This window comes from Natronorubrum halophilum (assembly GCF_003670115.1).
GTDB classification, from domain to species: domain Archaea; phylum Halobacteriota; class Halobacteria; order Halobacteriales; family Natrialbaceae; genus Natronorubrum; species Natronorubrum halophilum.
Genome location: NZ_QQTY01000007.1, coordinates 38686 through 51866, shown reverse-complemented (window position 1 = coordinate 51866; position 13181 = coordinate 38686). Strand labels below are relative to the sequence as shown.

Below are 13181 nucleotides of genomic sequence, written 5' to 3'. Positions count from 1 at the left end.
AGCCGCCTCCACTGGATCTACCCGGGCGAGCGCTCCGCATCAGCGAGGCCAATATTCAAGGTGCCGTATTCGAAGTATACTGATATATGAACGAATCGCGTGCGTGCGGGGTGGCGGGTCGGTGAGCGACCAGCGTGAAATCCTCGTCGGCGAAACGGACGACGGATCGGATCTGCAACTGCCCGTCGTCGAACTACTGACCGGCCGCGGATTCGTCACCGGCAAGTCGGGATCGGGGAAGTCGAACACCGCATCGGTCATCGCCGAGGAGTTGCTCGAGGCCGGCTATCCCCTCCTCATCGTCGACACCGACGGCGAGTACTACGGGCTCAAAGAGGAGTACGAGATGCTCCACGCCGGTGCCGACGAGGAGTGTGACATCCAGATCGGCCCCGAGCACGCCGAGCAGATGGCCTCGCTCGCCCTCGAGGAGAACGTCCCGGTGATCCTCGACGTCTCGGGCTACCTCGACGAGGACGTGGCGAACGAACTCCTTCGGAAGATCGCGCGCCAACTGTTTGTCAAGGAGAAGAAGCTCAAAAAGCCCTTCCTGCTGGTCGTCGAGGAAGTCCACGAGTACATTCCGGAGGGCGGCGGCGTCGGCGAGACGGGGAAGCTACTGATCAAGATCAGCAAGCGCGGCCGAAAGCACGGTCTCGGGATTCTGGGCATCAGCCAGCGCCCGGCGGACGTGAAAAAGGACTTCATCACGCAGGCGAACTGGCTCGTCTGGCACCGGCTGACCTGGGATAACGATACGAACGTCGTCGGCCGGATCATCGACACGGAGTACTCGGAACTCGTCTCGGAGTTGAACGACGGACAGGCGTTCGTCCAGACCGACTGGACCGAAGTCGACGTTCGGAAGGTCCAGTTTCGCCGCAAGCGGACCTTCGACGCCGGCGCAACGCCCGGGCTCGACGATTTCAAGCGGCCGGAACTCAAGTCCGTCTCCGACGCACTCGTCGGCGACCTGCAGGATATTTCGGAGCGAAAGCAACGCGAAGAGGATCGGATCATCGAACTCGAGAACGAACTCGAGAAGAAGGAGAAACGCATCGAGACCCTCGAAAACGAACTCGAGTCGGCGCGGGACGTCTCGAGTGCGGCCAAGCAGATGGCGGACGCGTTGATGCAACCGGAGACGGTCCAGACGGAACTGCCGGGCGACGAGGAGGAGCGCCGTCGGCTCCACGACGAACTCCTCGACCTCGAGGCCGAGCGGGACGAACTCGAGGACGAACTCGAAGCGCGAGGCGAGCGGATCGAGACGCTCGAAGCGAAACTCGCGTCGCGGACGGATACGATGGAGCGGTTACGGGAAGAAAACGAGCGACTGCGGGAGCGAGTTCGCGAACACGATACGAAACGAGAAGCGAACTCGGTAGCGGAATCGGGCTCGACAGCGGAGTCGGAATCGAAGTCGATGGCGGAGATCGTCCAGGCCGGCGGCAACGACATCGAGTTCGGCTACACGTCGGTCGACAGCGCGTCCTCAGACGGTGCCGATAGCCGATCGGACATTACCACCGCGACGGAATCGGCGGCTCCCGAGGAGCTGTTCGAAGGCGAGTGGATCGACGACCGACTCACGCGTGCGGCCGAGCGATCGCAGTGTACCGCGACGACGGCCCGACAAGCGCTCGTCGTACTGGCTCGAGACGAACCCCTCGAGACGAAGACCGTCGCCAACAGGGTCGGGCGCTCGGCGGTTGCAGTCCAGGGGCTCTGCTCGGAGTTGCGGACGGAAGGGATCCTCGACCGGCCCGGCAAGCGGACCTACACGCTCAGCGACGGCGTGCGATCGAAGCTCACCGCGATGGCGAACGCGAACGCCGAGTAGACGCGTCACCACCGGAAGCGATCGCCGACGGCTTCGATCGAGGACGGCTCGATATGCTGGTGGACGGGAAGGACGATGAGCTCCCGGGACAGTTGCGTCGCAACCTCGTACTCCGCGTTCTCGCGAACGGTGGCGGACAGTCGCGGCCACGTGTGCGTCCCGACGCCACAGCGCTCGAGTTCTGCGAGCAACCGCTGTGGGGCCGACGTTCGGACGGGAAAGACTTGCGGGCAGATCCCCTCGGGAAGCGATTCGTAGAGGACCTCGATATCCTCGCGACTCTCGAGCACGCGTTGCCACGCGAGATAGTTATCCCGGCGAGCGGCTCGAATGGTCGCGGGATCCGCGTCTTCGGCGATGTACGCCGAGAGCTTCGACATCGGCGTCTTCCCGGCCTCGTATCGCATGCCGGGTTCCGGAACCGACGGGGCCGCGCCGGAAACGAGACCGTCGACCGACTGGCGGAGCAGGGCGTTCGTGTCGAGCAGGTCGGTGACGATCGACTTGAGAACGAACGAACAGTCGGCGACCCCGAGCTGGTCGCGGACGCCGGCGAACGACGAGGGGGTGACCGCCTCGGCGACGGTGTCGTCGGTACAGTAGAGGACCGCCCCGTTGGGAACCGGCAGCAACTTCCAGAAGCTCGTAATCCCGAGATGGCCGCGGGTTCCGAGTACCGTCCCGTTGTCGACGCTGATCGGCGCGTGAGCGTTATCGTCGACGTGGTAGCAGTCGTACTCGTCGACGAGTGTCGTAAACTCATCGAGCCCCGGCTGTGGGAATCCGAAGTAGTTGACGGACATGACCGCACACGTCTCGTCGTCGAGCCGTCGTTCGATATCGGCGAGATCCGGCGCGAGATTCGTCTGCAGGCGGTAGTGGCGGACCTCGAGCCCGAGATCGCGGAAGGGTTCACCGACCGCATCGGGAAGGTACGCGGGGATGAGAACGTTCTCTCCGGGTTCGACGAGTCCGGACAGTCCGTCGTAAAGCGCGGCTTTCCCGGAGCCATAAAAGGTGACGTCGGCCGGGGCGCGCTCGAGGAACGATCCGATACCGGCCGACTGTGGCGCGGACAACGACCGGCCGAACAGCGACGGACGTTCACTGATCATACGTTTCGACTCCCCGAAACGATGTTGCCACATAGCACAATTTCTATGTCAAAAATAGCTGAACGTCTCCTTAGTGATTTGGGCGATACTGCGGAGGTGTCACGGACAATCGTTGCTTACACGCCAGATTTCGTTACTCACACGAATCGGTGATAGGTAGACAGTGCGTGCTTACAGGGGCCCAACAGTCAAATAACAAAACAGGGGTAGGGCGACCTATGACTTCATGGGAGATTCGACCGATGAAACAGATCTTCGTCTACTCGTGGTTGGACTCGACGCCGGCTGTCGGTCAGTGCTCGAGCCGCTGTTCGAGGCGGGTGAGATCCCAACGCTTCGAGAATTGTTCGAGACCGGGACCAGTGGACCGCTCGAGTCACAGATTCCGCCGTGGACGGCGAGCGCGTGGCCGTCGATGTATACGGGAAAGAATCCGGGAAAACACGGCGTCTTCGATTTTCTCTCCTTCGACGGCTACGACTGGGACGTAGTGAACTCGACGCACGTTCGAGAGCGGCCGGTGTGGGAGCTACTGAGCGAACACGGGGTCTCGAGCGTCGTCGTCAACGTTCCGGTGACCCATCCGGCCCGGGAGTTCGACGGCGTTCTGATCCCCGGCATGACCGCGCCGGAGGATCCGCCCTGCCATCCGGGGGGGATCCTCGAGGACGTCGAGCTGGCCTGTGGCGACTATCACGTCTATCCACAGAGCACCGACGCACCAGACCAGTCGATCGAGGGATACGAACGGACGATCGAACAGCGCGGGAAGGCGTTTCGGTACCTGTGCCGGCGGGTCGATCCCGGCTTCGGCTTTCTGCAGTTCCAGCAAACCGATACCGTGTTTCACGAACGACCGGGCGACAGGGCGGCGATCGAGGCCGTCTACCGCGAGGTCGACCGCCAGGTCGCCGAGACGATCGACGCGACCGATCCGGACACAATCCTTGTCGTCAGCGATCACGGTATCGGAAAGGTACCCGGCGACGAGTTCCGGGTCAACGAGTTCCTCCGGGAGCGGGGCCTCCTCGAGGTTCAGAGCGGCGGTGACGGAATGCCGAACTGGTCGACGGCCTGGGAGAACGACCTTCTCGAGGGTGAAGACGCCGGCAAACACGAGGAAAGCCCCCTCGAGAGGGCCATGAACCTCGCCGCGAAGGTCGGAATTACGACGCAACGGGTCGCGAACGCGCTGGATACGGTCGGCCTGAAAGAGCCGATCGGGAGACGCGTTCCGAACGACATGATCCGAGCGGCGAGCGAGCAAGTCGACTTCCCCGAATCGAAGGCGTACGTTCGCTCGAAGAGCGAACTCGGCGTCCGGATCAACCTTCGAGGCCGAGAGCCGAACGGGCAGGTTCCGGAGTCCGACTACGAAGCGGTCCGGTCGGAGCTCATCGAACAACTCGAGGGCGTTCGAACCCCCGGAGGCGAGCCGATGTTCGAGGCCGTCGAGCCACGGGAGACGTACTTCGACGGCCCGCACATCGACAAAGCACCCGACATCCTGACGGTACCCGCCGGCTTCGATAACGCGATCGTCGCCGACGTCGGCAAACCGCAGTTCGGCGAGCCGATGGAGTCGTGGAATCACAAACGGACCGGCGTCGTCGCAGCCACCGGAGCCGATTTCGACGAAACGGTCGTCCTCGAAGACGCGACGCTCTTCGACGTCGCGCCGACGATCTGTACGCTGTTCGACGTGCCGGTCGATACCGAGATGGACGGGGCGACGCTGCCGATTATCGACGGCGGCACGGAAGCGGCGTATCCGGCCTACGAACCGGATCCGATTACCAAAACCGATGACGCAGCCGTCGAAGATCGGCTCTCCGATCTGGGGTATCTCTAACGATGAGTATCGAGGTAACCGAACTCGATCCGCGGACCGACGCCGACGAGTGGAACCGCTACGTCGAGCGATCGGACGGAACGAATCCGTTCTGTCGCGCCGAAGCGCTTCGCCTGCAGGCAGCCGACACCGGATCGGTGCTTCACCTGCTAGCCGGGTTCAAAGGGCAGGAAGCCGTCGGCCTCTTCCCCGTCTTCGAGTACAGCAAGGGCCCCATCACCGGCGTGTTTTCGCCGGCCCCGTTCTCGTGGTCGTGTTACCTCGGGCCGTCGTTGCTCAACGTCGATAAGCTCAAACAGCGAAAGGCCGACCGTCGAACGAAGCGGTTCCTCGAGGGCTGTTTCGAGACGATCGAGCGGGAGATCTCGCCGCTGTACTCCAGGTTCGTCGCCGCCGAGTTCGACGACGTGCGGCCGTTCATGTGGAACGAGTACGACGTCGATCCGGGCTACACCTACGTCGTCGACCTCGAGCGGACCGAGGACGAACTGTTGAAACGCTTCAGCAGCGACGCGCGGAACAACGTTCGGAACGCCGACGAGGACGCCTACGTGATCGAGGAAGGCGACAACGACGACGTCGAGCACATCGTCGAGCAGGTCACGAAACGATACGAGAACCAAGGCAGATCGTTCCAGTTGAATCCCCAGTTCGCACGGGACGTTCACGAGCAGTTGCCCGAGGGCTCGATTCGGCCCTACGTCTGCCGGGTCGACGGCGAGTTCGTCGGCGGAATACTGGTCGTCGAGTCCGAGACGACCAGATACCGCTGGCAAGGGGGCGTCAAACCCGATACCGACCTCGACCTCCCGATCAACGACCTCCTCGACTGGCACGTCATGCGCGATGGACTCCGTGACGGACTCGAGAAGTACGATCTCGTCGGCGCGGGCGTTCCGAGCATCAACCGATACAAGGCGAAGTTCAACCCGCGACTCGAGACCCACTACGAAATTACGTCGGGGACGTTCGGACTCAACCACGTGATCGATCGCTACCGAAAACTCAGGTAGTCGGCGGGCACGGCTGCGATCGCTATCGACCGTTCGGGCCGAACACGGTGGACGCGAGTCGACACGGAACCGTCCGGATCGGAGACGGCGGGACGAACGATCGACACACGGCCGTCCGAACCGCGCGGCGAACTCAGTCGACGATCCGGTACTTCGATTGGCGGGCGTCCTCGAGACAGACGCGACTGGTGACCAGGTCCTCGTTCTCGAGTTTGCCGAGCGCATACCGAACGGTCCGGGCACAGAGCCGGGACTCCCCGGCGATCTCCTCCTGGGTCATCGATCCCTCGTACTCGAGGACCTTGTAGACGAGTTTCGCACTCGGCGGCAGTTCGGCCAGCGAGGTCGTCGATTCCGGTTCGTCGACCTCACCCTCGACTTCGGAGTCGGGTTCGGTCGCGCTCATAGCTCGGCCCGTCGATCGACGGGGTCGGCTCCCGCGCCGCGACGCGATGGCGCTCGAGCGGTCGGTTCGGTTCTCGGTCGCTCCCCGCGGGAGCCGCGACGCTCGACCCGTCGACGACGAGGTGGTAGCGCTGTGTGCATGAACAACCGGTCCAACGCGAGTGGTTCGTATATACGATATCGACAGTTCAAAAATATAGGGAGGCACTAACGCGATTTCAAATCGGGTTCGTTCGATACTGGGGCCGACTCGGGTGCCGGAACGACGGGACGTGGAGCGGTACCGCTGGACGACACGACTACCCGCCGTTCGCGATCGAACGGTCGGTGACACGCACCGGTCGCGAGAAATCGCTCGAGTGCTCACCGACTGTCGTCCGACGGCGTGCCCGTCTCGAGAGCGGAGGACGCGGGAGGATGCGATCCGACCACCGAGGCGGAGGCCAGCAGTAAACTGGGCGAGAACAGCGTCGTCAACGAAACACACTAACCGAAGTCGTTATCGCTTTTCTTCCGGGATGAAATCGGACGTTTTCATCTCTCGATACGTTGCACAGTCGGGACAGGCGTGGACGACGTCGCGGTTGTCCCCGAAGACACGAGAGAACTGTCGAGTAACTTGGTTCCCACAGTTGACACAGCGGGGGGCGGTCGTTTGCTGGCCGGACGTCATCGGTGTCCATTTCGTATCGGTTGATTCCGTCGACATCATCAAATCGTAGCCATAGAACGGTATTTAATATAGACAGCATAATATCGGTGTATGCAAGTTCGTTTGAAACACGGTCCGAAACGTCATCAATGAAAGACAGTTCGGAAAACAGCAGTGTCAAGGCTCGACACACCGGAAATTCAATATTTATGTCGTATAATCTCCTATTTCACCGGGTGCGTTCCCACCAGGCCGTGACGTGAGCGACGATGCGAGCATCGCCGTTCGACGGCAGTTTGCATCAATCAATTTTTCTTGTAATTAATGGACCGGAATTCCCGCTCTCGTCGAGTGGGTCGGAGTAGCCCAGATATGACAGCTATCCAAATTTCGTGTTTTGGATCAATTTCGGTGGCATCGATCGCTCGAGTACGATCGGTATACAGATCGTGTTGTCAGACGGTACACCGCGTGTCGGGTTCGCCCGAGACCGACCGAAAACCGCCCGCGGTCAGTAACAGCCGGATAATTATCCGCCGGATCGGGGTATCAAACCGGTATGAAAGCCGTTGTTCTCGCGGCGGGTAAAGGAACGCGAATCAGTCCACTCTCCGCAACGCTGCCGAAACCGATGTTACCCGTCGCCGATAGACCGCTCGCCGCACACACCGTCGATGCGGCCGTCGACGCCGGAGCGGACGAAATCGTCCTCGTGATCGGTTACGAGGGCGACACCGTCCGGGAGTACTTCGGCTCGGAGTATCGTGACACCCCCGTTTCCTACGCCGTTCAGGCCGAGCAATCGGGCACGGCAGATGCCGTTACCGCCGCCCGCGAATATCTCGAGGGCCCCTTCGTCGTGCTGAACGGAGACAACCTGTACGATCCGGAAGCGATAGGCCGGCTGTTCGAACAGTGTCCGGCCGTCTGTGCCGTCGCGGTCGACGATCCGGAGAACTACGGCGTTCTCGACACCGACGACGGTACCATCGTCGACATCACCGAGAAACCGTCCGATCCGCCGACGAACCTCGTGAACGCCGGCGCGTACGCCTTCCCGGCGGACGCCCGCGAGTGGCTCGCCGTCCCCGAGAGCGAACGCGGCGAACACGAAATTACCGACGTCCTTGCAACGGTCCTCGAGCAGTTCGCAGTGACGCCGGTGACGCTCGAGCGGTGGCTGGACGTCGGCCGTCCCTGGGAGTTGCTCCGGGCCAACGAGTGGAAGCTCTCGAACCTCGACCGGCGACTCGTCGGAACGGTGAGCGACGACGCCCACCTCGAGGGCGACGTGGTGATCGAAGCGGGCGCGACGGTGAAGCCGGGAGCCGTAATCGAGGGGCCGGTGTTGGTTCGATCCGGAGCGACCGTCGGCCCCAACGCGGTCGTCCGCGGCCCGGCGTTGCTCGAGGAGAACGTTTCGGTCGGTAACGGAGTCGAGGTGAAAAACAGCGTCCTCTCGCGGGGGACGTCGATCGATCATCTGTCATCCGTCAGCGACAGTATTCTCGGTCGAAACGTCGCCCTCGGCGCTGGAACGACCGTCGCGAACCGTCGCCACGACGGCGCGGACATCGAGTTCACCGTGAAAGGCGAGCGCGTCTCGACCGGCCGGCGCAAATTCGGCGTCGTCGCCGGGGCCGGCGTCGAGACCGGCATCAACACGAGTCTGACCCCGGGGCTCAAACTGGAGCCCGGGACGACGACGGGCCCCGGCGAAGTCGTAGAGCGCGACGACGAATAGCCGCCGAAACGATCGCTCGGGTCAGCCGGGCGAGTCCGACGCGACGTCGTCACGTGATTTGACCCGCTCGAGACGGAATCTGCGACGGCGATTACAGCCGCTCTTTTCGCTGCTCCGCGAACCGTCAGTAGCAAGTGCGGGCTTTATCCTATGACCGACTGCCCTAGCAGGCGGAGGGCGTCGTTCGGACGACGCAACGACGGTCCCCTCCAGGACGATTCCAACTCGTTCGAGTACGGGTCGTCACCTGACGACACCGTGCGGATCCGAGTCTACGGGGGTGGTCCGGATCCCGCGGTCTCGATGACTCGTACTCGAGGCGGCGGATACGCGAGACGAGTATCCGACGGGCCGGAGAAAACAGCCACGCTCGAGTGGAACGCTATTCGACGGTAACGCTCTTGGCGAGGTTTCGGGGTTTGTCGATCGATCGATCGAGGAGGTCCGCCGCATAGTAGGAGACGAGCTGTAACTGTACGTTCGCGAGCAGCCCCGAGAGATCGGATTCGGTCTCGGGAATCTCGAGGTGGGCGTCCGCGACGTCGACCGCGCGATGGCCCGCGGGACAGACCGCGATCACGGGTGCACCTCGAGTCTGTGCCTCCGCGGCATTTTTCAGCGTCTTCTCGTCTTCCTCGCCGGTGAAGACCGCAAAGACCGGCGTATCGGGCGTTACCAGTGCCAGGGGACCGTGTTTGAGTTCACCGGAGGCGAACCCTTCGGCGTGCTCGTAGGTGATCTCTTTGAACTTCAACGCCCCCTCGAGCGCCACGGGGAAACCGAGCCCTCGACCGATGAAGAAGTACGATTGACTGTTCGCATACCGGCTGGCGATGGCGTCGGCGTCGGAGCGTTCGAGCATCTCCTCGAGCGCGTCGGGCATCCCGGCCAGTTCCGGCAGGAGTACGCCGAGGTCGGCCGACGGCTCGCCGTGTTGATCGCCGACGATTCGCTGGCCGAGCAGCGTGAGCATGACGGCCTGCGAGGAGAACGTCTTGGTTGCGGCGACACCGATCTCCGGGCCGGCTCTGATGAACAGCGCTTCGTCGGCTTCGCGAGCAGCAGTCGAGCCGACCACGTTCGTGACGGTGACCGTCGTTGCACCCGCCTCGTTGGCCTGCCGAAGGGCGCTCAGCGTATCCGCCGTCTCCCCGCTCTGCGTAACCGCGACCACCAGCGTGTTCTCGTCGGTCGGTGGTGCCGAGACGCTGTACTCGTTTGCGAGCAGCGCGCTCGAGTGAATACCGGCCTGATTCAGCGTGAGCGAACCGTACAACGCGGCGTGATAGGAGGTTCCGCAGGCGACGAACTGGACGTTCTCGATGGCTTCGAACGTCCCCGGTTGGAAATCCGCGAGGGCGATCCGCTCGTTTGTGGTATCGATCCGTCCCTCGAGCGCCTGGGCCAGCGCGGTCGGCTGCTCGTGGATCTCCTTGAGCATGAAATGGTCGTACTCACCCTTCCCGGCCTGTTCGGGGTCCCACTCGACCGTCTCTGACTCGCGCGTGATCGGGTTCCCCGCGAGGTCGGTGAACTCGACGCCGTCCTCGTCGACGATGACGACGTCGCCGTCCTCGAGGTAGACCACGCTGTCGGTGTACTCGAGAAACGCCGGGACGTCGCTCGCGAGGAAGTACTCGCCGTCTTCCATGCCGACGACGAGCGGCGATCCCTGTCGAGCAGCGTAGAGGACGTGCTCTCCCGACAGCATCGCCGTGACGGCGTAGCTCCCCTCGAGCTCCTCGACCGCTCGGCGAAACGCCGCCTCGTTGGTCAGTCCCTCGTCGAGGTAGAACTGGATGAGGTGTGGAATGACCTCGGTATCGGTGTCGCTGGTGAACTCGTGGCCGTATCCGGCGAGTCTCGATTTGAGTTCGACGTAGTTCTCGATGATCCCGTTGTGAACGACGGCGACGTCTTTCGTCCCGTCCGTGTGCGGATGTGCGTTCTCGTCGGTCGGCGGGCCGTGGGTACTCCAGCGCGTGTGCCCGATACCGATTTTCCCATCGAGTGTCGCATCGCCGATGGACTCTTTCAACTCGTCGACCTTCCCCGAGCGTTTCTGGACGTCGATGCCGGAGCCGTTCTGGACGGCGATTCCCGCCGAATCGTAGCCTCGGTATTCGAGGTTTTCGAGGCCGGTTAACAGCGGTTCGAGGGCGTTCCCATCGCCGACGCGGCCGATAATCCCACACATCAGTAATTCATCCCGTGTGAGTGTTCTGGGACGCGCAGTCCCCGGAACGACGTGTCGGTTTCCGAACTCAGGCTCGAACAAGCGCGAACGAAGTGTCGAACGGTCGCCCGTGACAATGGTGATCGTGACATGGGTAGTTGTTCGTCCGTGGCGACTGTTCGAGACAGCGAACGGTGCACGGACATGATACAGAACTGCCTACCCGAACCCATTACTATAGACGGGCTACTGGCGGCGGTAGTTGGCCGGTAACGGGCTGTCTGTGGCCGCTACAGCGAACTCTCGAGCACCGCGCCAGTGATCGGTAACTGATCGTTTTTACGATATTCGTCCAATTTGCGGCCGAAGATTTACGGGAGATCGTTCAAAGCACGGTTCAAAACGAAGTATGTCAACCAAACAGCCGAACGGTACGCGAGGACGGGATGGTGAGCGAACGGTATCCACATCCAAACAGCGGACGTAGTTCGAGAATCGTGGACACCGTCGAACGGAGATCACGAAAGGGTTCTATCTACGCGATACAGCGGAAATACACCGGTCGTTACGGCAGACATTATCTCGCGACGATTACAGTCCGCGCGGATCACGATCCACTCGCGGCAGGGCGAACCGAGTACGACCGACGGTATCTCCGGCTGAACTACCCCGGATCTGTCTCGAGCGACGGAGTTTCGAGCCGAACAGCGGCGGCGCGTTTCCGCTCGAGCACACCGCGTTTCCGGTCGAAACCACGAGCGGGGAGGCGCTCGAAGGGGAGCCGGAAACGACGTCCCCTCGGGTCGGTGTCGGCGTGATACTGATGAGGAAGTGATGAGAGACCGGGACAGTTGTGAGCGGTTGAATCGGCGCAGTTGGGAGCGGTTGAATCGGCACACCTTTGCCGGTGGCGATACCAGTACGGCGTATGGGTTTTGGTAGCTACGACGAATCCGAACAACAGCAACAGACGGCCGACGACGATGACACTGTAGAAGCCGTCAACGTCCACGAGCACGATCACGACGGACAGCTGTCCTTCGAGTCCGACGCCTCGACCGACGAACTCGTCTCACAGCTCGGCTCGATGAAAGACGAGCCGGACGACGAAGACGAATAACCGACCGAAACCGGCCGAACGGAGGGGCTGAACGAGATTTCGTCTTTTCGCGCGTGTGACCCAGACAGTACAGTTGTCCGGAGTGAAACCCAGACCCGTTACAGCCGAGCCGACAGTGAGCCGAAACGGCGAGTCCGTGGCGACGAGAGAGGAACGCGGTTCTCGAAGACGCAAAAACCGCGGACGAAGAACGTACAGATGGCGGACTATTTCAGTACTACCACCGGTTTCGGGGTCGGATAGCACCGTTGTCCAGAACGGAACGCAATCGGATTCAGATCTCACGTACTTCTTATCAGGGTAACTGATGCAGAAGACGAAATCCCGGAGAGAGTAACTGTTGCCGTTGGCGGATACGTCTGATCGCCCTCTCACCTGTCAATACCGCCGAAGAAATCGAGCCTCGTACTCACCGCGTCTTTCAACAACGCCGCTCGAGGTGGACTGGTCAGCACAGGTTCGACGCACAGAGTTCGCCGATCGCACGACGGAGACGCTGGGAAACCGCCGATTTCGAGACGCCGAGTCGGTCGGCCAGTTCGTTCTGGGAGATCCCTCGAGGAACGTCGAAGTAGCCCTCCTCGTGGGCGACGACGAGCAGTTCCCGTTGTTTTTCCGTCAGAGCGACGACGCTCTCGTCCTCGTCGTTCGACAGGCGCAGGTGGTCGACGGTGACCGAAATGCCCCGGTCGCGACAGTAGTCGTTGAACGCGACGAGGTCGTCACGGCTGGGGAACTGCAACTGGACGAGCCAGCCGTCGCGAGAACTCGAGAGGTCCAGCAGTCGACCGCCGGCTTCCGCCGTTTGCTCGATGAACGGGACCGCGCGGTCCGTGAGTGCGACCCGATAGACGCGACGGTCGGGGTAGCGGTCCGCGAGGACCGGATCGGTGATCGTCGGATCTATCTCGAGCGCCGTCTCGAAGCCGTCGAAGGAATCGCCGTAGACGCTACAGAAGACGAGCGTTCGGCCCGTTCCGACGGGCGTCCAGTACTCCGGTTCGACGGTAACGGCGGGCGCGCGACGCAGCGTCGGCCCCAAGAAGAGCGACGACTGGTTGAGACGGAGCTGTGTGACGATTCCGCCGTCCGCTTGCGATCGAACCCCGGTTCCATCTCCCTCGTACTTCGCGCTCTCGATGCTCACGGATCGATCCGCCATCCGATCGGATGACCGGTGTAATACGCTGTTACCGCCAACTCACTCATTACCCGTCAGATTCGACCGCGAGTACAAGATGGTAGACGCTATACAGAAAAC

The 13181-nt window shown here is 62.1% G+C and carries 10 protein-coding genes; 5 read left to right on the top strand and 5 right to left on the bottom strand.

Annotation, left to right across the window (positions count from 1 at the left end; all coding sequences use genetic code 11):
- Window positions 1-121 precede the first annotated feature (121 nt).
- Window positions 122-1843: an ATP-binding protein gene (locus DWB23_RS22215; RefSeq protein WP_238717554.1), complete on the top strand. Its 1722-nt coding sequence runs from the start codon at window positions 122-124 to the stop codon at window positions 1841-1843.
- Between the two features lie 5 nt (window positions 1844-1848).
- On the opposite strand, the gene DWB23_RS22210 is transcribed toward DWB23_RS22215, so the two are convergent.
- Window positions 1849-2958 carry a DegT/DnrJ/EryC1/StrS family aminotransferase gene (locus DWB23_RS22210; protein WP_121744961.1) on the bottom strand — a complete coding sequence of 370 codons (1110 nt, stop codon included), beginning with the start codon at window positions 2956-2958 and terminating at the stop codon, window positions 1849-1851.
- Window positions 2959-3184: 226 nt separating this feature from the next.
- Here DWB23_RS22210 and DWB23_RS22205 point away from each other — a divergent pair, with 226 nt between their 5' ends.
- Together DWB23_RS22205 and DWB23_RS22200 are read left to right on the top strand one after the other, a co-directional pair.
- Window positions 3185-4810, top strand: a complete 1626-nt coding sequence (locus DWB23_RS22205; RefSeq protein WP_121744960.1) for an alkaline phosphatase family protein — start codon at window positions 3185-3187, stop codon at window positions 4808-4810.
- 2 nt (window positions 4811-4812) lie between these two features.
- On the top strand, window positions 4813-5823 hold the full coding sequence (locus tag DWB23_RS22200; RefSeq protein WP_121744959.1) for a lipid II:glycine glycyltransferase FemX: 1011 nt from the start codon (window positions 4813-4815) through the stop codon (window positions 5821-5823).
- Between the two features lie 133 nt (window positions 5824-5956).
- On the opposite strand, the gene DWB23_RS22195 is transcribed toward DWB23_RS22200, so the two are convergent.
- Window positions 5957-6229: an ATP-binding protein gene (locus DWB23_RS22195; protein ID WP_121744958.1), complete on the bottom strand. Its 273-nt coding sequence runs from the start codon at window positions 6227-6229 to the stop codon at window positions 5957-5959.
- A 498-nt stretch (window positions 6230-6727) separates the two neighbouring features.
- Complete coding sequence (locus tag DWB23_RS22190) at window positions 6728-6937, bottom strand: DUF7563 family protein (RefSeq protein ID WP_121745046.1); 210 nt, start codon at window positions 6935-6937, stop codon at window positions 6728-6730.
- A gap of 502 nt (window positions 6938-7439) precedes the next feature.
- Between DWB23_RS22190 and glmU the strand changes: the two genes are divergently transcribed.
- Window positions 7440-8624 carry a bifunctional sugar-1-phosphate nucleotidylyltransferase/acetyltransferase gene (gene glmU, locus DWB23_RS22185; protein WP_121744957.1) on the top strand — a complete coding sequence of 395 codons (1185 nt, stop codon included), beginning with the start codon at window positions 7440-7442 and terminating at the stop codon, window positions 8622-8624.
- A 382-nt stretch (window positions 8625-9006) separates the two neighbouring features.
- Here glmU and glmS read toward each other — a convergent pair whose 3' ends face one another.
- Entirely contained in the window at window positions 9007-10821 is a 1815-nt protein-coding gene (gene glmS / locus DWB23_RS22180; protein WP_121744956.1) for a glutamine--fructose-6-phosphate transaminase (isomerizing), read from the bottom strand.
- 907 nt (window positions 10822-11728) lie between these two features.
- On the opposite strand from glmS, the gene DWB23_RS22175 reads away from it, so the two are divergent.
- Window positions 11729-11920: a DUF5786 family protein gene (locus tag DWB23_RS22175; RefSeq protein WP_121744955.1), complete on the top strand. Its 192-nt coding sequence runs from the start codon at window positions 11729-11731 to the stop codon at window positions 11918-11920.
- A 448-nt stretch (window positions 11921-12368) separates the two neighbouring features.
- Here the strand turns inward: DWB23_RS22175 and DWB23_RS22170 are convergent, their stop codons facing one another.
- The gene (locus tag DWB23_RS22170; RefSeq protein ID WP_238717553.1) at window positions 12369-13082 is read right to left on the bottom strand and encodes a helix-turn-helix domain-containing protein; all 714 of its coding nucleotides are present in this window, start codon (window positions 13080-13082) and stop codon (window positions 12369-12371) included.
- Between the last annotated feature and the right edge of the window lie 99 nt (window positions 13083-13181).